This window comes from Methylophaga sp. F7 (assembly GCF_056863975.1).
The window spans coordinates 168,074-188,285 of sequence record NZ_CM166511.1 but is presented as its reverse complement, the minus strand read 5'-3'; the positions used below and the strand labels follow the sequence as shown (position 1 = coordinate 188,285).

General features: G+C 42.6%; 21 protein-coding genes, 1 tRNA gene and 1 pseudogene. 7 read left to right on the top strand and 16 right to left on the bottom strand.

Features of this window, described 5'->3' with window-relative positions:
• Nucleotides 1-96: 96 nt before the first annotated feature.
• From AC08OG_RS00970 to AC08OG_RS00950, 5 genes and pseudogenes are all read right to left on the bottom strand, one after another.
• Nucleotides 97-885: a DUF6671 family protein gene (locus AC08OG_RS00970; protein ID WP_292354251.1), complete on the bottom strand. Its 789-nt coding sequence runs from the start codon at nt 883-885 to the stop codon at nt 97-99.
• Nucleotides 882-1,802 (bottom strand): sulfate adenylyltransferase subunit CysD, encoded by a 921-nt coding sequence (gene cysD, locus AC08OG_RS00965; protein WP_292402415.1) that lies wholly within the window; start codon nt 1,800-1,802, stop codon nt 882-884. The genes AC08OG_RS00970 and cysD overlap by 4 nt, the downstream gene beginning before the upstream one ends.
• Nucleotides 1,802-3,246, bottom strand: a pseudogene (locus AC08OG_RS00960) (putative inorganic carbon transporter subunit DabA). The gene cysD and the pseudogene AC08OG_RS00960 overlap by 1 nt, the downstream one beginning before the upstream one ends.
• Complete coding sequence (locus AC08OG_RS00955) at nt 3,231-4,187, bottom strand: putative inorganic carbon transporter subunit DabA (RefSeq protein WP_482929882.1); 957 nt, start codon at nt 4,185-4,187, stop codon at nt 3,231-3,233. Before AC08OG_RS00955 ends, AC08OG_RS00960 begins: the two are co-directional and overlap by 16 nt.
• Entirely contained in the window at nt 4,184-5,746 is a 1,563-nt protein-coding gene (locus AC08OG_RS00950; RefSeq protein ID WP_482929881.1) for an NADH-quinone oxidoreductase subunit L, read from the bottom strand. Before AC08OG_RS00950 ends, AC08OG_RS00955 begins: the two co-directional genes overlap by 4 nt.
• Nucleotides 5,747-5,838: 92 nt before the next feature.
• On the opposite strand from AC08OG_RS00950, the gene AC08OG_RS00945 reads away from it, so the two are divergent.
• Nucleotides 5,839-6,726, top strand: coding sequence for a LysR family transcriptional regulator (locus AC08OG_RS00945; protein ID WP_292402422.1), 888 nt, complete (start codon nt 5,839-5,841; stop codon nt 6,724-6,726).
• A 387-nt stretch (nt 6,727-7,113) separates the two neighbouring features.
• Here the strand turns inward: AC08OG_RS00945 and AC08OG_RS00940 are convergent, their stop codons facing one another.
• A complete protein-coding gene (locus tag AC08OG_RS00940) occupies nt 7,114-7,416 on the bottom strand; it encodes a chaperone modulator CbpM (protein ID WP_292354242.1) in 303 nt (100 codons plus the stop codon).
• A complete protein-coding gene (locus AC08OG_RS00935) occupies nt 7,413-8,393 on the bottom strand; it encodes a DnaJ C-terminal domain-containing protein (RefSeq protein WP_292402428.1) in 981 nt (326 codons plus the stop codon). The genes AC08OG_RS00940 and AC08OG_RS00935 overlap by 4 nt, the downstream gene beginning before the upstream one ends.
• Before the next feature lie 614 nt (nt 8,394-9,007).
• On the opposite strand from AC08OG_RS00935, the gene AC08OG_RS00930 reads away from it, so the two are divergent.
• Entirely contained in the window at nt 9,008-10,219 is a 1,212-nt protein-coding gene (locus AC08OG_RS00930) for a tyrosine-type recombinase/integrase (protein WP_482929880.1), read from the top strand.
• Between the two features lie 37 nt (nt 10,220-10,256).
• Here AC08OG_RS00930 and AC08OG_RS00925 read toward each other — a convergent pair whose 3' ends face one another.
• A complete protein-coding gene (locus AC08OG_RS00925; RefSeq protein ID WP_482929879.1) occupies nt 10,257-10,655 on the bottom strand; it encodes an HNH endonuclease in 399 nt (132 codons plus the stop codon).
• A 98-nt stretch (nt 10,656-10,753) separates the two neighbouring features.
• On the opposite strand from AC08OG_RS00925, the gene istA reads away from it, so the two are divergent.
• Entirely contained in the window at nt 10,754-11,773 is a 1,020-nt protein-coding gene (gene istA / locus AC08OG_RS00920) for an IS21 family transposase (protein ID WP_482929750.1), read from the top strand.
• Nucleotides 11,770-12,555 (top strand): IS21-like element helper ATPase IstB, encoded by a 786-nt coding sequence (gene istB / locus AC08OG_RS00915; RefSeq protein ID WP_482929749.1) that lies wholly within the window; start codon nt 11,770-11,772, stop codon nt 12,553-12,555. Before istA ends, istB begins: the two co-directional genes overlap by 4 nt.
• Nucleotides 12,556-12,595: 40 nt before the next feature.
• Here istB and AC08OG_RS00910 read toward each other — a convergent pair whose 3' ends face one another.
• Together AC08OG_RS00910 and AC08OG_RS00905 are read right to left on the bottom strand one after the other, a co-directional pair.
• A complete protein-coding gene (locus AC08OG_RS00910; RefSeq protein WP_482929878.1) occupies nt 12,596-13,189 on the bottom strand; it encodes a hypothetical protein in 594 nt (197 codons plus the stop codon).
• On the bottom strand, nt 13,170-13,583 hold the full coding sequence (locus tag AC08OG_RS00905) for a (deoxy)nucleoside triphosphate pyrophosphohydrolase (protein ID WP_482929877.1): 414 nt from the start codon (nt 13,581-13,583) through the stop codon (nt 13,170-13,172). The genes AC08OG_RS00910 and AC08OG_RS00905 overlap by 20 nt, the downstream gene beginning before the upstream one ends.
• A gap of 198 nt (nt 13,584-13,781) precedes the next feature.
• On the opposite strand from AC08OG_RS00905, the gene AC08OG_RS00900 reads away from it, so the two are divergent.
• Nucleotides 13,782-13,988, top strand: coding sequence for a helix-turn-helix transcriptional regulator (locus AC08OG_RS00900; RefSeq protein ID WP_482929876.1), 207 nt, complete (start codon nt 13,782-13,784; stop codon nt 13,986-13,988).
• Nucleotides 13,989-13,990: 2 nt separating this feature from the next.
• The gene (locus tag AC08OG_RS00895) at nt 13,991-15,697 is read left to right on the top strand and encodes a YfjI family protein (protein ID WP_482929875.1); all 1,707 of its coding nucleotides are present in this window, start codon (nt 13,991-13,993) and stop codon (nt 15,695-15,697) included.
• 156 nt (nt 15,698-15,853) lie between these two features.
• Here AC08OG_RS00895 and AC08OG_RS00890 read toward each other — a convergent pair whose 3' ends face one another.
• Nucleotides 15,854-16,162 carry a helix-turn-helix domain-containing protein gene (locus AC08OG_RS00890; RefSeq protein WP_482929874.1) on the bottom strand — a complete coding sequence of 103 codons (309 nt, stop codon included), beginning with the start codon at nt 16,160-16,162 and terminating at the stop codon, nt 15,854-15,856.
• A gap of 50 nt (nt 16,163-16,212) precedes the next feature.
• On the opposite strand from AC08OG_RS00890, the gene AC08OG_RS00885 reads away from it, so the two are divergent.
• Complete coding sequence (locus AC08OG_RS00885) at nt 16,213-17,091, top strand: 8-oxoguanine DNA glycosylase (protein WP_482929873.1); 879 nt, start codon at nt 16,213-16,215, stop codon at nt 17,089-17,091.
• Here the strand turns inward: AC08OG_RS00885 and AC08OG_RS00880 are convergent.
• From AC08OG_RS00880 to AC08OG_RS00860, 5 genes are all read right to left on the bottom strand, one after another.
• Nucleotides 17,026-17,718 (bottom strand): nitroreductase family protein, encoded by a 693-nt coding sequence (locus tag AC08OG_RS00880; RefSeq protein ID WP_482929872.1) that lies wholly within the window; start codon nt 17,716-17,718, stop codon nt 17,026-17,028. The genes AC08OG_RS00885 and AC08OG_RS00880 overlap by 66 nt on opposite strands.
• The gene (locus AC08OG_RS00875; protein WP_482929871.1) at nt 17,699-18,292 is read right to left on the bottom strand and encodes a 7-cyano-7-deazaguanine synthase; all 594 of its coding nucleotides are present in this window, start codon (nt 18,290-18,292) and stop codon (nt 17,699-17,701) included. Before AC08OG_RS00875 ends, AC08OG_RS00880 begins: the two co-directional genes overlap by 20 nt.
• Nucleotides 18,289-19,518, bottom strand: a complete 1,230-nt coding sequence (locus tag AC08OG_RS00870; protein WP_482929870.1) for a PfkB family carbohydrate kinase — start codon at nt 19,516-19,518, stop codon at nt 18,289-18,291. Before AC08OG_RS00870 ends, AC08OG_RS00875 begins: the two co-directional genes overlap by 4 nt.
• A gap of 14 nt (nt 19,519-19,532) precedes the next feature.
• Nucleotides 19,533-19,859, bottom strand: a complete 327-nt coding sequence (locus tag AC08OG_RS00865) for a hypothetical protein (RefSeq protein WP_482929869.1) — start codon at nt 19,857-19,859, stop codon at nt 19,533-19,535.
• Nucleotides 19,860-20,126: 267 nt separating this feature from the next.
• A tRNA-Ile gene (locus AC08OG_RS00860) sits at nt 20,127-20,203 on the bottom strand.
• Nucleotides 20,204-20,212: the final 9 nt, after the last annotated feature.

Sequence of the window (20,212 nt, the reverse complement as noted above, 5' to 3'; positions counted from 1 at the left end):
ATCCTGTTTTAAGGTGGGTTTTCCCAAAACCTCTCGTAATAAGTAACAGTGTTGTGGTCTATTAGTGAAATAACACCATAAATTTGACTCTTCTTGCTATGGATTACAGTAATTACAGCAGGCTGGATTTCCATTTAAATTTTTAAGCTCTGACTCACTGTAACCACATGATTTGCAACAACTCACCAGCGCCTTGACTTCATTGGTAGGCTGGCCGCATAACGCACAAGTCGGTCCAAATTCTCTAACGTCAGGCCAAAAATCCATTTCTGCACAATTCGGACATTTACTCTGTAGCCGCTCTGCGAGGTTTAAAGCAGCTTTTTGCAGCATAATCTGTCTGAGTGGAGAATTCATTGCTCTGAGATCAGGTGTCAGATAAACAGGCCATTCTGTATAGGGTGTTTGATGTATAGCAATAACTTCGGTGTCTGAGAGTCCTTTCAAAATGCCATCCGGGCAGGTAAGTATCCATTTCTGTCTCTCAAAGTCAGCCAATTTTTGTTTCAAATCTTCTAATGACTCTGCAGTTAGCTCCCTGAGTGGTGTCGGCCCCTCAGCTTGGGCAAAAATTATCAGTTCTGGTTCTTTCTGAAACAGGCAAATTATTTCCTGATTCCAGCTCATAAAGCCCTCCAGCGGACCACCACCAAAGCTGCCTTCGCTACCGAGTCCAACGTTAATACCACTCAGTTCTACTGCTTTTTTGGCTTTTACTAAGGCACATTCTCTGGGAGATAATTTTCTGGGTATTTCCCCAGAGAAAGTGCCAAGCTGATCGGTATCAAAAAAGTCGATTTCTACCAGTTCGATACCAATCTCATACAAAACCGGTGCCAGTTGTTGAGATTTACGATGTTTGGTTAGAAGAGCTACCGTTTTCAAAAATAACCCTCCTGCTTTTTTCTCTCCATAGAGTTGGCCTGATCTTTATCGAGCATTCTGCCCTGCCGCTCACTGGTTCGTGAGTTCATCATTTCAATAATGATATCGCCCACTGTTTCAGACCGACTTTCAACCGCCCCGGTCTGGGGGTAACAACCGAGCGTTCGGAAGCGTATCCAGCGTTCTTCTATGCTGGCTTTTTCTGAGTCCGTGAGATAAGGCAAGACACGTTGATCATCAAGTCCCAGAATCTGGCCGGTTCCCTCATCCACCCATGAAAGTCTGGGTTTGGCGAAATAGAGTGGAACGATATCGATGTTTTCTTTGAAGATGTACATCCAGATATCCAGCTCAGTCCAGTTAGATAAGGGGAAGACCCGTACCGTTTCTTTGGAATTGATCCTGGTGTTGTAAATGTTCCAGAGCTCTGGACGCTGCGATTTCGGATCCCACCGATGTGAAGTGTTTCTGATTGAGAAGATTCTTTCTTTAGCTCTGGAGCGCTCTTCATCACGGCGAGCTCCGCCTAGTGCTGCATCAAAACCATGCTTATCCAGTGCCTGCTTGAGGGCGACCGTTTTCATCAAATCATTATAGACCACAGAACCAGAGGCAATCGGATGAACACCTTCGGTCAAAGCAGCCTCATTGATATGCACGATGAGATCCAGATCATGCTTGTCAATCAGTCGATCACGGAAACTGGCCATTTCAGCGAATTCCCAGGTCGTATCAATATGTAACAGCGTAAATGGTACTTTGCCGGGTGCAAATGCTTTACGGGCGAGGTGCAGCATGACAGTTGAATCCTTACCGATTGAATAAAACATGCAGGGGTTTTCAAAACCAGCAGCCACTTCACGCATGATATGAATGCTTTCGGCTTCCAGTTGCTGTAGGTGGTTGAGTGTTTTCATTACACCAGCTCCCAGTAATCGGGACGATAACGTTCAATGCTGTTGTCATCATTCCAGCAAAACAGAAATAACCAGTTGTTATCCACTAGCTGTCGAACTGTTTCATGTGAGGCGATAACGTTTTCTATCGCCGCTTTTGGAGCAGCAATGTAAACGCAGAGTCTGAGTGGTTGATGACGCCATTCATTCCCGTCGTGGATTGACTGGAAAGGCAAGCCAATCCGCAAATCCCCGCCATTCCCCTCAAAAACCCCGATATGCTGATTCACTGCATTGTGAAGCAGCTTGTTACCGCTACCGAAGAAGTCGTTATCAACCACGGACAAGTTGTATTGCATGTTTATCCAGTGCGTCACCACCATCGGTGCAGTCATGATCTGCTCCAGTAACGCGGCATCCGGATCCTGATGCCAGTCGTAATCATGCAGGAATGCTCGCCCATCAAGTGGCAATGCTCGAGTCCTGTCACGTGGTGCCACAATAAACACGGCGTTGTTGGCTAGTCCCCATTCAGGGCGGACTTCTGACCAGTCTCTGGCACGATTTGACAGCGCTTTCTCCAGTTTCTTGTCATCAAGCTCCTGCAGTCCCGCCTCCATCGTCGCTGCGCGTTCACGACGCGTAGCGTTGGAAGCCTGTTTCAACCAAGCCTCGATATCAGTGTCGATTTCCCCGAAGCAACTCACTTCATCCGTAGTGGTGTTATGCAAACCGGCAACAAAACGGGTCTTTTTGGGAATCTGAATGCCCTCTTCTTCCAGCTTCTGTCTTATTGACGCGTCATTGAGCAGACTCGCCAGCACTCGCACATTGACCTCACCGGTCTGTCCGCCACAGGCACCGCAATCGAGACCCGACGCATGGAGATTATTGCGCGTCTCACTGCCATGACCGAGCAAAAGTACGGTCGGAGCAAACTGCCGGGTAAGCCCCATGCCTTTCAGTACGCCACTGACCAGACTGGTTTTATCCTCAAGACTGAGGGGCTGATCCTGGCTCAGTAGTTCCCAGTCATGATGGTGACTTAGTGAATCAATCAGGTTCTCTTTTTTCTTGCGGAGAAAATTGTCCTTAAGTAGCTTGAACGCATATGTCCAGCCCACAGTTTCGACCATGGTGAACGCCGATACGGAGGAGTTGCCCCAACTCTTCCAGTGGCTCAGCGTGTATAGGTTGTGAAGCTGATCCTGACGCGCTTTTTCTCACTGACCTTGATGGCCGGTGCAACCAGACCGGGTAACTGAGGACGCACTGTCGGTGTGTCTGCAGGCTGATAACTGATTGGCAGCCCATAGAATCCGGCAAAGCCGATGGTCTGAATTGCCTGACTCTGATTTTCAAGTGATCTTCTGAAACGTTCGGAACGAACGTCAATGCAGAATGCTGCCTGCAACACTGGGGTAGCCTGACCGGGCCGTGCTGGAGTTTTCAAAATCTTGTGCAGCTTTTTCTGGTATTCCAGTTCCGCTGCATGCGTCCAAACCCAAAAAAACGAAGATGCTCTACATGCTCATCAATGAGTTCGTTGATTTGGAACTTCTGTTGTACCCATCGTGCCTTCAGTGTACGAAAGTCTGTTTTCGTCTCTTTGTTTTTTAACTGACGCCATACGATAAGATCCCAGGCCATTCTGATGGCAAGTAGAGACTCCACATACTGGCTTTCCTGTCCCAGTAATGTCTTTTCCCAACGCTGCCATGAGAAGTAACTGGCCCAGCCGTTGATACTTAGCAACAGCATATGTGCGTAAAGCTCCAGTTCGTAGGGGCCGAGTTCAAATTCAGCCGCAACTTCTGCAAACAGGCTTTCAAAATCACCAGGCAGGTCTAAAAACGCTTGCCGAAGATGTTTTTCGCCCATCAGCAAGGACATTCCGTAATCATGCGTGGTGAAATCAAGCCAGCGGGAATAAAGGCTTTCCAGGTTATCTGGATGTTGATTAATAAATTCGCCACAAAACTGACTAATTTGATGCACCGTTTCATCCTGCCAGCGCATCTTGTGGTGATCTCGACTCAAATCTGCAATTTCAGCAATACTCAGCCAGACATCAGGCCCGGGCTGTTTCAAACCCGCTTTCAGTGATTCGATATCGGTTGTTGTTTTATAGGCTTTTGCCGCTGTCGTCAGCGATGAGTCGGAAATCTCGCCCTTGTCATAACGGGTTAGTAATTCATCTGCAGACAAGGTCGTTTTGACGTCAGCCAGAGCCGCGAGCCTGGCGGAAACCAACTCAATGGGATGATGACGACATTCCCATAAGGCATTAACAGCGATGAAACGATCTAAAGGCCAGCTGGGCGCAATCAGGGCGCAGGCATTGTGGATGGCTGAAAGTTGTTCACTACTCGCTTCATTGACCGACTCTGCTTTTGCTTCAATCATACCCATGACTCCTCGATAGATTTTTGTTCCGTCTTGCTTTGCTTGATTTTGGGACGCAGTACGACCGGCCAGAGCTGAAGGGTCAGCCGCGTCATCATTTCATCCAGATATATGCCGGAAAATAACCAGCGATAAAGGGTTTGTGTCTGTTTGGCCTGAGGAAAAAGCCTTATCTGCACGGTCAGGGAAAACAGGCATAAGAACAAGATCATCAGCCAGATATCCATGGCTGAGAACATGTTGGTGTGAGTTAATGATGAAAACATATTCCCGAGCAAAGACTTCCCAGCCAAATAGAAACCCAACAAACCAGCAGCGATGACCAGCGCCGGTAACCAAGCACGTTTATTGCTTTGGTTAAACGCCGAAACCAGATACAGAGCTAGCGCTGTATTGACCAGAAGCCAGACACTGAGTGGCCCGTCATAGCTTGTTAACAATGGAATAGCGGCCGTAACCGCGACGGCCAGAGATAGACAGATAACAGCGCTTTCAAAACTGACCTTTTTCTGCGGTGCCAACTGCTTGAGGCCAAAGTCATGGACTGCTTCGCCGGTGCTCAGGAAAGCATAGGCCTTGTACAGTGAGTGTGTAAGCAAGTGCAGTAATGCCAGTTCATAAAGACCCAGCGCGCATTCAATCAGCATCAGTCCCATCTGGGCACAGGTAGACCAGGCAAGCCGGACTTTGATGCTGATTCTGGTCACCATCACCAGTGCACTTATCAACGTGCTCAGGCCAGCAACAATAAGTAGCGTCCACTGGGCGACCGGTGCCAGTGCCATCAGTGGCGCAAAACTGATAAGCAGAAAACCACCCAGATTAATAATACCGGCATGTAAAAGCGCACTGATAGGCGTCGGTGCTTCAACAACCTGTATCAGCCAGCCATGCAGAGGCAGCTGAGCACACTTGATTAAGGCGGTTTGTGCAATCAGAAAAGCGGCCAGCTTTTCAACAAAACTCAACTCATATGTCGCCGCCAACCCCTGGTAATGGTCAAGTAGGACATTCAGCTGGAAGGTACCATGATGAGAATACAGAAGGAGTACAGCCCCCAGAAGACATACCTCAGCCAGCCGCGCGAGAATGAATTTTTTATGTGCAGCAAAAACAGCACGTGGTCTGTCAGGATAAAACAATAACAAGCGATGGAAACATAGACTGATTGAGACCCAACCCAACCATAACAACAACAGATTATTACTCAGCACAACAACAGACACCGATGTCAGGCTCAGTAATAACCAGCGCCAGAACTTATGAGATTGCTTTTCTGAACGCATATAACCTTCAGAAAATTTAATAAGAATGATGGCCATGAAGCTGACCAGAAACAACACGGTAAGATTGATGGCATTAAGCCTTAAAAGATATTCTGAGTTTTGTTCAGTAATTCTAAAGAAAGCAATAGCCACCAGAATTGTGGATATACCTAAAGCAATTGAAATTGCTCGCAATAATATTTGCCGCTTGATTTCAGTCAGCCTAGGGTTACCTGCAATCAAGGCCCCTGCCGCTAAAACCAACGGAATAAGAATGGAAAAGAATTGACTCATAAACATACCTCCTTAGCTGGCGGAAGTATGTCAAACGCGATAACATAAATAAAATAGATATTTATTAATTAATTGATAAGTTTAACTTAACTATGGCTAAAATTAACTATCACCATCTCTTTTATTTTTGGCGTGTCGCGCTATCAGGCAGTATCACGCAAACTGCCAATGAATGTCATGTCTCACAGTCGGCGCTATCGCAACAAATTAAACAGCTTGAGAACACTATGGATGTCCAGTTATTTGACCGAGTTGGCAGACAACTCGTGCTAACTGATATGGGTAGAAAAGTACTGAACTATGCAGATGAAATTTTTACCACAGGCGAAGAGCTGCAATCATTCCTGAATAAAGGAGATTCATTCGCACAGCGTCATATCAACATTGGCGTATTAACGACTCTCTCGAGAAACTTTACCGAAACTTTTATCAGCCCCTTACTGAAGGAATCCAATGTCAGCTTCACCTTATCGACGAGAGGGATGACAAACTTGCTTAATGGATTGACCAGTCACGAACTTGACTTGGTACTCACCAATCGTTCGGTAAACGAGCAAAATGATGATGCCATCTGGCAAAATCAACTGGTTTCACGACAGTCAGTTTCAATCATTGGGCCGGCCGAACACAAACCGAAGACTAGCTTTCCGCATGGTTACGATGCCTTGAAATGGGTTTTACCAACGGAGATCACAGAAATCCGTTCTGGATTCAATGCTTATTGTTCCGCTTTAGGTTATAAACCCGAAATCATTGCAGAAGCCGATGATATGGCAATGTTACGATTATTGGTTCGGGATAGTGGTGCCGTTACAGCCCTACCTAGTGTCGTTGTCAAAGACGAAATTAGCAGTGGTCGACTAGCTGAATATCAAATTTTGCCTAATGTTTTCGAAAACTTTTATGCCATAACCATCCGCCGCACTTATATGCCAGATATCGTCAAAAGGCTGCTTCACAGTAATATTATAGCCAAATAATTTTAGGGCTAGATTATCCGAAGTGTCATAGAGAACTTCCGGTTAATCCCATGCAAAAAACCCGCAGACAAAAAAGCGGTTAACCGAAAATCGACTAACCGCTTAGTGTAATTGGTGCCCCCCCAGGACTCGAACCTGGGACCATGGGATTATCAGTTTTGAAATACAACATTAAGCTAATGTTTTTATTAAACTTTACTGATGCACTCGTTGCGCATTTTGCACCACAACGCATAACTTTTGATAACTTATCCCCGCAAAATTCCCGCAGAGCATCACTATTCAAAAAAGTTAAAAAGTAGGTGGTTTTATTTCAGGTTTTACAGTTTTCCTGCATCAAGAACGCACCAAAAAATTGAAATGCCACATTACTATTAAGACTAAACTTTAAGTAGAACGCAGCGTTTTTATCTCATCCAATAGTTCAAGTGCCAGTGCGGCACCCGCCAAATTCACCTCAAGGTCACGCTGCAGTCGAGTGGCAATATTTACCCGCACGATACTACTACTATTAAACTCCCAACGGATGTGACTTGTTTGAAAATTCAATGGCTCGATAACGCCATACTCTACCATTGTTAAAATTTCCTCTACCGACAAATCACAACAGTGACTCAGCTTAATCAATGACACCGGTTCGCCGTCATCTACAATGATCCCAGTATATGATTCAATAACATCATTATTCATCTTATACCCCCTAACTTATAACGAGGATTGAAATTGGACGATGCTTTTTGGAGCTCCTGATATAAAGACTTTTCTTTGTCACTCAATTGTTCAGGCATGGCAATTTCTAAAATGACATAAAAATCACCAGGAGATTTGCTTGGAATGCCTCTCCCCTTAAGACGCATCCGTTTACCGCTGGACGATCCTTCTGGGATCTTGAGTTCAACATTGCCCCCAGGTGTCGGTAGATTTATTTTACTGCCAAGCGCTGCTTCCCAAGGTGTAATTGGTAATTCTAGCGTGACATCTGAACCATCTACTTGATAGTGAGAGTGTGGATTGAATTCTATTTCCAGATATAAATCGCCCGATGAACCGCCACCAGTGCCAACACTGCCTTGTCCTTGCAACCTGATGTACTGTCCTTGCTTAACCCCTTTGGGTATTTTGACATTGAGCGTACGATTTTTTAATTCAGGGTGACCATTTTTATCGAGTACCGTCGATTTTATGGTGAGACTCCGGGAAGCGCCTCGGTAGGCGTCTTCAATGTCGATAAACACTTTGGCGTGAGTATCTCGTCCCCTAGCTTGATATGCGGAACGTCCATGACCACTCGCGTTGTATTGATGCCTGGCCCCAGCTTGTCCAAATAGATTTTCAAAGAAGTCACTGAAATCAGCATCTCCAAAAGTATTTCCACCTGAACCACCACCATGAAACTCAAAGCCTGCATTCCAGTCAGGCGGAGGCTCAAAGCCAGTTTGCCCAGCTTGCCAGCCAGCAGCACTTAATTGATCATAAGCTGCACGCTTCTCAGGATCTTTTAAGACCTCGTAAGCTTCACCAACTTCTTTGAATTTCTCCTCAGCATCTTTTTCTTTACTGACATCAGGATGATATTTACGCGCTAACTTACGATAGGTACGTTTGATTTCTTCTTGGGACGCATCTTTAGACAGGCCCATAATTTTGTAATAGTCCTTGTACTCCATGCTCATCCCTCTTGTTTTGATTAAAAAGCATTAACTTATAGTGAGCACTTTTGTTCTTAAATCACACAGTTCCAAGTATCTGCTTCGAAATAAAAGCTGTCCAGCCAATCCGTAGCGACTCAAGAAATAGAAAATTAAAGCCTTATGGATGGACGTGCTTCTCTAAATTCAACGAGATTGATGAAACCTTTGCTCCGGATAGCTGAGGCTGCTAATTGAAGCATTAATTTCTTCACGAACGTAAAACACGGAGTTTGTCTACATGAAATAAAAACAAAAAAGCCTCAGCGCTAAAATTAGCACTAAAGCTTTGATTTATATGGTGGGCCCACCAGGACTCGAACCTGGGACCAAGGGATTATGAGAATTATGGGCCTAAATTTGAAATTCTTTGATAGTCTTTTAATATCATTCACTTAACTCATTTTCACATGTAATCGAGTTTGACATTTTTTGCATAAAATCGCTATTATTTGAGCGCTACTGTCTACATAGTGTCTACATGGGGCCCAAAGGGATTTTTTACAAAGACTAGGATTCAAACACGTGCAAAAACCTTCATACACAAGCCATATCATATTGTTTTTAAAAACAAATATCTCATGTAGACACTCATGAGGATCACAAAATCATTTGTAGACAAGACGCTTCCACCCACGCCAAAACCTGGCCAAGTGTCTACACAGAGCTTCTATCGAGACGATTCTATTCCTGGCTTTGCTCTGAGAATTACCAGTAATGGGGCCAAATCCTTCATCGTTGAAAAACGCATTAATGGGCGTGTTAAACGCATGACGCTGGGTCGCTATGGTAATTTAACCGTTGAACAAGCACGTACCCAAGCTATGAACATTTTAGGGCAAGTCGCCACAGGCAGAGATCCCCTCTCAGAAAAACGGGAAAAGAATGCTCGCTCAATTACCTTAATAGAAGTCTTTCGAGATTACTTAGCCACTCGAAAAGATCTCAGTGATAGCACTATTCACGATTACACCCGACACATAAATACATCATTTGCTGACTGGCAGAAAAAACCCATTGCTGAAATCACCAAAGATATGGTGGAAAAACGTCATAGGGAGTTAGGCAAAAAAAGCCCTGCTAGAGCTGACGGGTCGATGAGAGTTTTAAAAGCCTTTATCAACCATGCCAAAAACAAATTTGAAGATGCTAATGGTAACCCGATCATTTTAGTCAATCCGGTTGAACGCCTGAGCCAAATTCGAGCTTGGTACAAAGTTGAGAGACGTAAAACGCTTATTAAACCTCATCAGCTTTCAGCCTGGTATCAAGCCACGCTTCAACTAAACTATGAAACTACAAGAGATTATCTGCATTTCCTGTTGTTTACTGGCTTAAGACGCTCAGAAGCAGCAAAACTACAATGGCACCAGATTGATTTTGAAGATCTGACGTTCACCATCGAAGAAACAAAGAATGGAGAAGCTCACACCCTACCTTTATCAGATTTTTTAGAGGAATTACTTAGTAGAAGGTTTGAATCAAGACAAGGATATTATGTATTCCCAAGTGACTCAAAAACTGGTTACATACAAGATCCGCGTAAGTCTTTACTTCGGGTATCAGATCTATCAGGCGTAGACTTTACACTTCACGACCTTAGAAGAACCTTTCTTACTATTGCTGAAAGTATCGATATTCCTGCTTATGCTTTGAAACGATTAGTTAATCACAAGGATCTGAGAGACGTCACCGCGGGCTATATCATTAGCAATGTTGAAAGGCTAAGAGAGCCCATGCAAAAAATCACCAATTACATATTGGAAAATTGTATGAGAAGCGAAAGTGATGCGTTAGAAGAATGATTTGCAGCCTATACTTAATCATCATCCATTAAAGACTTTAACCTTTGAACGTGTTTTGACGGTGATAGGCGAGATACTCGCTTTGCCTATCATTAAATGCACCCACATTATAATTTTCATCAAGCGGTAAATGTAGCGCAGCCAACTGCTCATGAGCTATTTTTGTTGAAATGAGCATGGCACCATCATCACTAAACGATATATAGCCTTGATCGAATAACAGATCGATACTAGGCGTAAGTAATAACCCATTATTCCCATCTAAGCGTTCATCATTGTTTTCACATAATCGCCAAGCTTTAATATGACTAGCTCGCAAGAGCCGCCTATCGGATACCCCTGTTACGCGGCAAGCACTTTCAATTTGCTCTAAATTTCTACGATAACGGCCTTGCCCTCTCCGTGCTTTTATAATGGCTTCAATTTCGGTTGTCATCGACAATGTAAAACTGCCCCACTAACGACAATCAAAAATTGACCCACCTGAGGCAAAATGGCCGTCATTTGTAACGACAGGATGGCGGTTGAAATGCGATGTTAAATCAGGAGTCATTAGTGGAAATACATGTATTACACCGGCAGGGTCACAGTATCCGCGCCATCAGTAGGCAACTCGGGATCGCCAGGAACACAGTCCGTAATTATCTGCGTGACCAAGCCCGTTCACCCAGTTATGGTCCACGCGAAGAAAGACCATCAAAACTGGACCCGTTTAAACCTTATTTACTTGAACGTATTGCGGCAGCAAAACCTTATTGGATCCCCGCCACGGTATTGTTCAGGGAAATCAAAGAGCAAGGCTTTACTGGTCAGGAAGGTATCGTCAAAAACTACATCCGGCAGTTCAAACCAACGTTACAAGAAGATGTGGTTCGGTTTGAAACCCTGCCGGGTCAACAGATGCAGGTCGACTTTACCACTATCCGACGGGGACGCAGCAAACTCAAAGCCTTTGTTGCCACACTCGGTTACAGTCGGGCGAGTTTTGTACGGTTCAGCAGTCATGAGCGTCAAGAGGACTGGCTCACGGGAATAGAAGCCGCCTTGCAGTACTTCGGCGGTGTGCCCAAAGAGATCCTGTTTGATAATGCCAAGTGCATCATGATTGAACGCGATGCATATGGTGATGGTCGCCACCGCTGGAACGACAAGTTGCTGCAGTTAGCAGCAGACTATAGTTTTCGCCTTCGTGCCTGTCGGCCCTACCGGGCGAAAACCAAGGGAAAGGTCGAGCGCTTTAACGGTTATCTGAAAAACAGCTTTATCACACCGCTGGCAGCTACTCTGAAACAAGCGGGACTGGTGCTGGATGTTGATACGGCTAATGGTCAAGTCGGTCCCTGGTTACGAGAGGTAGCACATCAGCGCTGCCATGGCACCACCGGACAGCAGCCGCAAACGCTGTTGATTAAAGAGCAGTTGGCATTGGCTGACTTACCGGCATGCGTGATTAAAGAAAAACACGTTGCTTTCCCATCTCGTCACGCTCTCCCGATTGAGAGTCTGCAGCATCCGCTAAGCACCTACGACCAGTTGCTGGAGATGAGCCGATGAACTTGCAGATGGCACGGATTGAGCGGGCCTGTGAAGAACTCAAACTCAATACGATGGCAGTGGAATGGTCAGCGGTGGCCGATACCGCAGCGGGTAAAGGCGCTACACTAGCCGACTTTTTGGAGCAGCTGCTTAACCTTGAAGTGGATGCCAGAACGCAGCGGACACGTGAGACCTTGCAGAAATTTGCCGGATTGCCAGCAATTAAATCGTTTGAGGACTACGACTTCAACTTTGCCACCGGTGCACCCAAAAAGCAATTGCAGGAACTCAATAGCCTGGCGTTTATCGAACGGGCCGAAAACATTGTTCTGCTCGGTCCGAGTGGTGTCGGCAAAAGCCATCTGGCCATTGCTTATGCTTGCAAAGCGATTCAAAAAGGTATCAAAGTACGCTTTATCACAGCAGCCGACCTGATGTTGCAACTGGCTACTGCGAAGAAGCAGGATCGACTGGAAGGTTATCTGAAACGCAGTGTGCTGGGGCCCAAACTGTTGGTCATTGACGAAATTGGTTATTTGCCCTTCGGGCATGAAGAGGCCACCTTGTTCTTCAATGTGATTGCTAAGCGCTATGAACAAGGCAGCGTGATAGTGACCAGTAATTTACCATTTTCACAATGGGCAACAGCTTTTGCCAATGATCAGGCACTCACAGCAGCATTACTCGACCGGCTTTTACACCACGCACATATTGTGCAGATCTCAGGAAACAGTTATCGATTGAAAGGAAAGAAAACTGCTGGGATAGCCCCAGTAACGTATAAACAAATTAACGAATAGTCGCCAAGGGTGGGTCAATTTTACTTTGTCGGAAAGTGGGTCAAAATTGGATTGTCGTTGACACGGTTTTATCTATGGCCGTATTTTGTGCAATCAATGCCTGAATATCATCCTCTTGAGCATCTTGTAATTCTTGATCGCCTGAGATAAAGCTTTCGGCCTTATTAATCAGCTCTCGATCATTTTGACTCATCTTGCTCATCAATACAGTCGCCATTGCATCTGGAACAAAAGCTAGATAAACACTTTGCAGACCACTTCCAGAACTCGCGTTTAAAGGTGCATATTTTTCTGGGAGCGTTGGCCTAATCTCTTCAATATGCTGTTTGGGAGTAATTGGCGTCTTAAGTGAAAACCACTTTACCGCGACTAGCCAACCGTAATTGCTCCAATTAATGCCTTGCGCACCAAATTCTTTTGGCTTGCCAGATGTTATCCCAGGTCCCTGAATAACGCCGATATCTGATATTTTTTGATTTCTGAATGAAAAAACAATATCCCCAGGCTGAACAAGTGTCATATTTTCGTAAAACTGGTTATATGCACCGTTTGAATTTCTTTTGGGCGACCACATGTAGCCCCCACTTATTTCATGCTCATACGTCTGGTTCTGATTAACCCACCAAAATGCCATGCTCTATTTCTCCCTTAATTAATTGCATTACGATAGGTAAATCAGCCGGTGCCCATTTCAATTGCTCAATTTGCTGACAAGTAAACCAACCTGCATCTGTATGCTCTCGTAGTTCAAACTTTTCATGTTCCACTTCGCAGATTACTGGGTGAAGGTCTATCGAGAAGTTTTCATAATCATGGACTATATGAGGAAGCACTTTAATAGGGTTAATAAGCATATTTAGCTCTTCCAGCATTTCGCGCTTGATACATTCGAGTAATGTTTCCCCTGATTCTATCTTTCCCCCTGGGAATTCCCAATAACCAGCAAGATTTTTACCCTTTCCCCTGCATGCAGCAAAGACTTTTCCATCCAGAAGTATTACGGCACAAGTTACGCTGAGTTTCGCCATGAGTAATTAGTCTTTAATTGCTTAGATATTCATAGTGACAAATCGCGTAATCATGCGCAAAAACTATTTTGTATTGGTTAAAAAATAACCAAAAATAAAAATAATTCCCTTATAAGAGATTCAAAAAATAATTGTTGGATCTGGCTGTTTTTCGTTTGAGGATGTTTCCGTCAGTTTAATTCACACGGAGATAACCAGATGACAAATGAACAACTTTTAAATTCACAGCAAGCAGCAGACTATTTAGGTGTTAGTAGAGCATTCTTAGAAAGGGATAGATGGGCAGGAGCAAAAATACCGTTTATTAAAATTGGAAGTAGAGCTGTGAGATATCGTCAAAGCGATCTTGAAGGCTACGTTGAACAGCAAGTTCGTTTATCTACCTCTCATCAAGGGGGTAAATAATAGTGCATAGCATAATTCTTTATAAACTGAATGAAAGTCTGTTTAAGAAAGCTATAAACAAGCTACTTTGCTCATTTTTTCGAGGTTCTTATAAGCAAAATGTTCTTATAAGGGACTATTTTTCTTTAAAGGGGGAATTTGTTTTGCATTCCTTTAAAGATAAGTCAGATGATTTTCCTTATATGGATTGGGGCAAACCTAATCCTATAGTTACAACGATACCCAGCGTGATGAACATGACGGAAGAGCTTATGCCTGAGGCTTTGAAAGATTGGTTAGTTGATGTAAGTCACAGAATGCAAACGCCAGCAGATTTTACAACCATTTCAGCCATAGTGATTTTCAGTTCAGTAATTGGTTCAGGTTGCGGCATTAGACCCAAACAAGAGGATGATTGGGAGGTGATCCCAAATCTATGGGGTACTTGTATTGGACAGCCTTCTGTCTTCCTCAAAACACCAAGTATGCAAGAAGCCGTGCGGATGATTGAAAACCTACAAGCTAAACATGGTGAAAAATTTGAAAATGAGAAAGGCTTTTATAAAGCTGAAGAGCTACAGAGAGAATTTGAAAAAAAGGATATTGAAAAAAGAATTCAGAAGCTTTCTAAGGGAAGCGGCGTCACCGGTACGGTAGATTCTGATGCAATGGCTGTATTAAAACATGATTATGCTGAAATTTATAAACAGTCTCAAGAATCACCTAAGAGGCGACTATTTAAGGCAAATGAAACCACCGTTCAGGGCATGACGCTTATTCAGAAGCAAAATGAACGCGGTTTACTGGTTTTTAGAGATGAATTAACTGCTCTGCTTGTAAGATGGGATCGGGAAGAGCATGCAGATGAAAGGTCATATTTTCTAGAAGGCTGGAATGGAAATGGCAGTTACACTGACGTGAAAATTTCCAGAGGAATTACTGAAGCAAACAATATTTGTATTAGCTTACTCGGAGGTATTCAGCCTGACAAACTTAAACGATATCTGTATCAAGCACCCCAAGGGAATAATGATGGGCTATTGCAGCGCCTTCAGCTAGCCGTATGGCCGGAATTACCTAAAACATGGGTACTTGTCGATAGGAAACCTTATAAAGCAGCTAAGGATAAAGTACAGGACATTCTTGAAAAAATTTCTGAAATCAATTTTAGAGACCTTGGAGCATGGGCTGACGATGATGAAAGTAGACCTTATTTTCGTTTTGATATAGAGGCTCAATCAATATTTAACAACTGGTTAACTCGCTTACAAACAGAAAAAATTGCTAATGAAGAGAATCCTTTAATGCAAGAGCATTTTGGAAAATACCGTTCTTTAATGCCCGCCTTAGCTTTAATATTTCATTGCTTGGATTGCATCGATAAGGGATTTAAGGGCTCTATCAAATCAGCCTCAGCCGAACTCGCTATTAATGTGTGTGAATATCTAGAAACTCATGCAAGAAAAATATATGCCATCGCTGAAAAGTCTGAAGTAACAGCAGCAATTAAGCTATGTGGCAAAATCAAAGAGAAGGCTTTACCCAATCCATTTACGGCAAAAAATGTATATAACAAAGGTTGGTATGGGCTTAAAAATAGATCCGAAGTTGAAGCGGCATGCAGTTTATTAGTTGATGAAGGCTGGTTGAAATCTCACTTATCTCACTCACCGACAAATGGCGGCCGTCCCCCATTGCCCTCCTATTTCATCAATCCTATTTATTTATGAGATGCTTAATAATGCCGCCATCTAAACCATCTAAACCTATTTAGCTGGTTTAGATGGTTAAAACTTGTGGCTCTATCAAATACTGTTTGAATAAATTAATGGCGAGAGAAATTAAGTCAAATTGCCTAATACTGATCAAAACTAAAACTAACATACCTAATCAGCAAGGGGCTGTAATGACTGAATCATTTGAGTCAGGATTTCTGATCTTTCCTTGCTAGAACCACAAAAGTCACGAACTGCAGTTGCTACATTACTAGGAATTGGAGCTTCATCTGATTTTCGATAGTTTTCGATAACACGACTGACTTTCATTGAGTTTTTACTAATTCGTTTACCACTCCCATTAATCCAACTTGATAGTTGGGATTGAGGCACTCCAGCCACCCTAGATAGCTCACTTTGACTAATACCTGTCTCATTTAGGTATGAAACTAATTCTGTTCGAAACTCTGCGATATTCATTGTATTTTTTATCGAAATTATTCTAATTTATGATACATTATAGATAATTAATGATATTTTCTAGTTTTTCTACTGATAAAAAATTCAAATTTATGTCTCACACGCAAAAAATTTTCATAGAATCAGGATATGGCTTGGTACAGTTAGACTTGCCACCTGAAAAGAATGAGGTATTGCCAAGTGTCGAGTGGGGCAATGCGACAGGTTTTCCAACAGTCGCTTATTGGCTCTATAAAGTTTTAGAAAAACGAATAACTGGGGATTTAATTAGGTATAAGCTGGGGAACTCTCTGCTTGAGGAGATTGGAGCTTGCCTGTTGGGCGGGCATGGAATACCTGCTGCTAATGGATTAGCTGCATACGAGCACCTACGTTCTAAAGGCGCTTTTGATGGAAATCTATATCGTGAAGAAGATATATATGAGTGGCTATCAGCACCAATTCCTTTAAATGGTAAAACTTTCAAATATCGTTTTGCCAAGCAGAAAGCAAAATATCTTCATTCCGCTATAAACAAAGTTTCTGAAGAGAATGCTCCTATAGAATCAGGAAAGGCTCTGCGAAATTGGCTTCTAGACATTAAAGGTATTGGACCGAAAACAGCGTCATGGATAGCTAGAAACTGGCTTGATGCTGATGATGTTGCAATTTTGGACATTCATATATATCGAGCTGGTGTATTAGGTGGTTTTTTTCATGAGAAAATGACTATAGAGAAAAACTATCAAGATCTAGAAGAGCGCTTTGTCGCTCTTGCAATGTCTATGCAAGTACGCACATCAGAACTAGATGCTGTTATGTGGTATGAAATGCAAAACTCACCATCAGTACACCGACTTCTTTCCATTCATAGTGACAAACAGTCAAATAAAGTCGACATTCCCTCCAACAACCGCCACTCCAACACCCACCAAATTGCGTTGATTTGAAAAAATTTTAGCCTGGTCGCCCCCTATTACCCCAAGCATGCAAAACGCCAAACCATAATTTTCTGCTATAAGGCTCTGAATCGCTGCTAATGCTCCAGACTCTCTGAGAGCCAATGACTCAGCGTTTTCATATTTACAATTTAATCTATCCATATCGCACACATACCAGATTAGATACGCAGAATCAGAACAATCAATTAAGGCCTTACATTCCCGTTTAAATTGCTTGAGTAAAGAAGCATTGACATTGAGCCGGTCAAATGTGTGGCTTCGTGAGTTATAGACATACCATATATCACTCTCGAACTTAGAAACCATACAATCTATTGTATGCATAGCACCACATGAAGGAGAATTACGTTTCTCTATAACCAATCCGTAATCGTTCGTCGTCGAGCATTTTGTACGGCTAGAAAAATAAAACAGGGGTCCAAGCTTTTGAAGGGGAATATTAGAAAAGTCCCTTCTTGAGCTCCTGGATTCGATGACTTCTAAAAATGTATTTGAATCATCGTTGTCATAGCTGGGTAAATTCAAACGTGTCAAAACGTTATACTTAAAAGGCTCCAAAGGGATAATTTCATCTTTTACCTTAGCTTCCCTAATTCTAGCCATTGTAATGGCCAAGCTCCTTTAAGGTCGAGTAATGCTTGTTACATCCTCTGCAGTTAGCACAAGGTAAATTTGCTTTGTGACATGAGTGACTTAATGCCAATAATTCAAAAGGCACATTTGAACTTCTTATTAATTCGGTAGTAGTCAAATTTATGTCCGGCGCCTCAATTTTGAGGCCTCCTTCTTGACTAATCATCAATTGATTTATATTTCTAACAAATTCCGGAGTTCCATCTGTATGGTATTGATCTGACTTGACTGTACCAATCAATATAGATGAACAATCGAATTCAACAGCTTTCATTGCGCAAAGTGTAATTAATAATTGGTTTCGAAAAGGCCACCAATCACTTTTTGGCGCAATGCCAATAGCTGGTCGACCAGTTAGATCCCCACTTCCTAAATCAGAGCAATCAATCTCAATACTGATTAATTTGATGCTGAGGGCATCACAAACAGCATGAGCAGCTCTATTTTCAGCCTCAGCAGCACACTGTCCGTAATTAATATTAAACGCTATGTCCGGTTTATGTTTATAAGCAAGTGCTGTTGAATCTAAGCCACCAGATAATAACAATCCTTTCATGGCGTCAACCACGCTAAATGATAAATTGATGTTGAGAAATCACTAAGAATGTTACAACCAGAACCATCGTACATTTTTAACTCTTCAGCCTTTGGGTTTTCTGCCAAAATAATCACAGGTTTATTAATGCTTCGCGCATACCCTATTTCAAATAATGTTCCTGGATCTGTGCCATCAAATAGCGAATACATTACATCGCACTGAGCAATTGCTTCTATATCTTTGTGCACTACCTCTTCTGCAGTTCCGACTCCCAACTCGTGATATGGTGAAAAAACTGTCATCCCAAGAGACTCTATATGTTGTTTTGCCTCATTGATCATCCACAATTCTGCTAATGTGAAAAAAGGCCCTGCTAAGTAAACCTTTTTCTTTTTTGGGTTGAATGTCACTGGTTCTAGATTGTTACTAAACAGTCTAAGACCTTCTTCATTATTCATCATTCCATTACTTACATAATAAGCAGCAGCAATACTTGAGTTTCGAGCAGCATCAAGGAAGCTCATTTTTTTTACAAGCAGATAGTAAGCAAACGCCGCAACAAAGGAGTCCCCGGAGCCTATAGGAAATACTGTTTTTGTCTTATAAGGAGAAAGCCAACCTTTTTCGTGCTCTGAATATACAAATAACCCTTTTTGTCCACATTTAACAATGACAGCTTTAGCTTTTTCGAAGTTTGATAGCCACTCCGCCATCTCTTCAATAGCATCTATTTTCGCTTTCTCTCTTTTGTAAAATATAGACAACTCATTACTGTTGGTTACATATACCAAAGTATTAGCAGTACTTTCTGTTTTAGAAAATAAAACAGGATCATATGTGTTTTGCGGGTCATAAATTGCCATTTTACAATTTACAGCTGGTGTTGCTTCAATCATTCCAAAGATCACAGCTGAATTAAATAAAGTGGCGGTTAAGTCAAATATAGGCAAGATACCGCATGTAACATTCGGGGATATTCTCGGTTCAGAGAGTGGGTGTAAATATTCAAATGAAGTAGTGCTGTCACAATCAGTTACCTCCAGTTCACATTTCTCATTGAATGCAAAAACCTCTTCTAATTTTGACTTATCATTTATAGATATCCTCGCATGAAGTTTAATATCTAAAGTAGGATCAAGTTGCGATAAACATAGAGCCGCTCGCCCAGCAGATCCTTGCAGCGTTGAGTATTCAGGCCATGCACAGGATTCTTTATACGTTCCCCCAACAATATTAATTGTCACAAAATCTCCTTATTTTATGCAGATTCAACATATATCTTTACAGCAGCACCGGAAATACTTCTCACAGTAGCAGTGAATTTAAATCCCTTATCTAAACATTGTTTGAGGCTAGGAGCGCGATCAACTATTCCTCCAACTACATTACTTCCATTTAAAACCTGGACAACTTCAACAGTGCCACGAATTGCCAGCACAATTTCTAAGATATCTCCTACACTCAATTTAGCTACTTCTGTCGGATCTGGGCTATTGATATGAGTCTCAAAAGAAAATTTACTGCAATCTATGTGACCACCATTTCCACCTGAACCGAAACCTCCACTTGAACCACTTCCTGACATGATTATTCTCCCTCATAATTTTTATGTGCTCAAAAACTATAAACAACCAGAGCATTTATATCCACTTTGTATATAAATCTGTCTAATCGCATTACCCAGATGGAATAAATCTGTAAATGAAATTTTAGGAGTTAATTTGATTGATGTAGCCACATATGAATTATGTTTATCGCATACCTTCTAAACAGATTTTGTCTACATAGTGTCTACATGGGATAAAAACAAAAAAGCCTTAGAGCTAAAAACACTCTAAGGCTTTGATTTAATTGGTGGGCCCACCAGGACTCGAACCTGGGACCAAGGGATTATGAGTCCCCTGCTCTAACCAACTGAGCTATAGGCCCGATTTTGAA

Coding starts and splice junctions, on each gene's coding strand:
- AC08OG_RS00950 (WP_482929881.1), bottom strand. CDS start 5,746: ATGAGTCAATTCTTTTCCATTCTTATTCCGTTGGTTTTAGCGGCAGGG.
- AC08OG_RS00940 (WP_292354242.1), bottom strand. CDS start 7,416: ATGAATAATGATGTTATTGAATCATATACTGGGATCATTGTAGATGAC.
- AC08OG_RS00955 (WP_482929882.1), bottom strand. CDS start 4,187: ATGATTGAAGCAAAAGCAGAGTCGGTCAATGAAGCGAGTAGTGAACAA.
- istB (WP_482929749.1), top strand. CDS start 11,770: ATGAACTTGCAGATGGCACGGATTGAGCGGGCCTGTGAAGAACTCAAA.
- AC08OG_RS00875 (WP_482929871.1), bottom strand. CDS start 18,292: ATGAAAGGATTGTTATTATCTGGTGGCTTAGATTCAACAGCACTTGCT.
- AC08OG_RS00930 (WP_482929880.1), top strand. CDS start 9,008: ATGAGGATCACAAAATCATTTGTAGACAAGACGCTTCCACCCACGCCA.
- AC08OG_RS00905 (WP_482929877.1), bottom strand. CDS start 13,583: ATGGCGAAACTCAGCGTAACTTGTGCCGTAATACTTCTGGATGGAAAA.
- AC08OG_RS00900 (WP_482929876.1), top strand. CDS start 13,782: ATGACAAATGAACAACTTTTAAATTCACAGCAAGCAGCAGACTATTTA.
- AC08OG_RS00890 (WP_482929874.1), bottom strand. CDS start 16,162: ATGAATATCGCAGAGTTTCGAACAGAATTAGTTTCATACCTAAATGAG.
- istA (WP_482929750.1), top strand. CDS start 10,754: ATGTTAAATCAGGAGTCATTAGTGGAAATACATGTATTACACCGGCAG.
- cysD (WP_292402415.1), bottom strand. CDS start 1,802: ATGAAAACACTCAACCACCTACAGCAACTGGAAGCCGAAAGCATTCAT.
- AC08OG_RS00935 (WP_292402428.1), bottom strand. CDS start 8,393: ATGGAGTACAAGGACTATTACAAAATTATGGGCCTGTCTAAAGATGCG.
- AC08OG_RS00945 (WP_292402422.1), top strand. CDS start 5,839: ATGGCTAAAATTAACTATCACCATCTCTTTTATTTTTGGCGTGTCGCG.
- AC08OG_RS00885 (WP_482929873.1), top strand. CDS start 16,213: ATGATATTTTCTAGTTTTTCTACTGATAAAAAATTCAAATTTATGTCT.
- AC08OG_RS00925 (WP_482929879.1), bottom strand. CDS start 10,655: ATGACAACCGAAATTGAAGCCATTATAAAAGCACGGAGAGGGCAAGGC.
- AC08OG_RS00910 (WP_482929878.1), bottom strand. CDS start 13,189: ATGGCATTTTGGTGGGTTAATCAGAACCAGACGTATGAGCATGAAATA.
- AC08OG_RS00865 (WP_482929869.1), bottom strand. CDS start 19,859: ATGTCAGGAAGTGGTTCAAGTGGAGGTTTCGGTTCAGGTGGAAATGGT.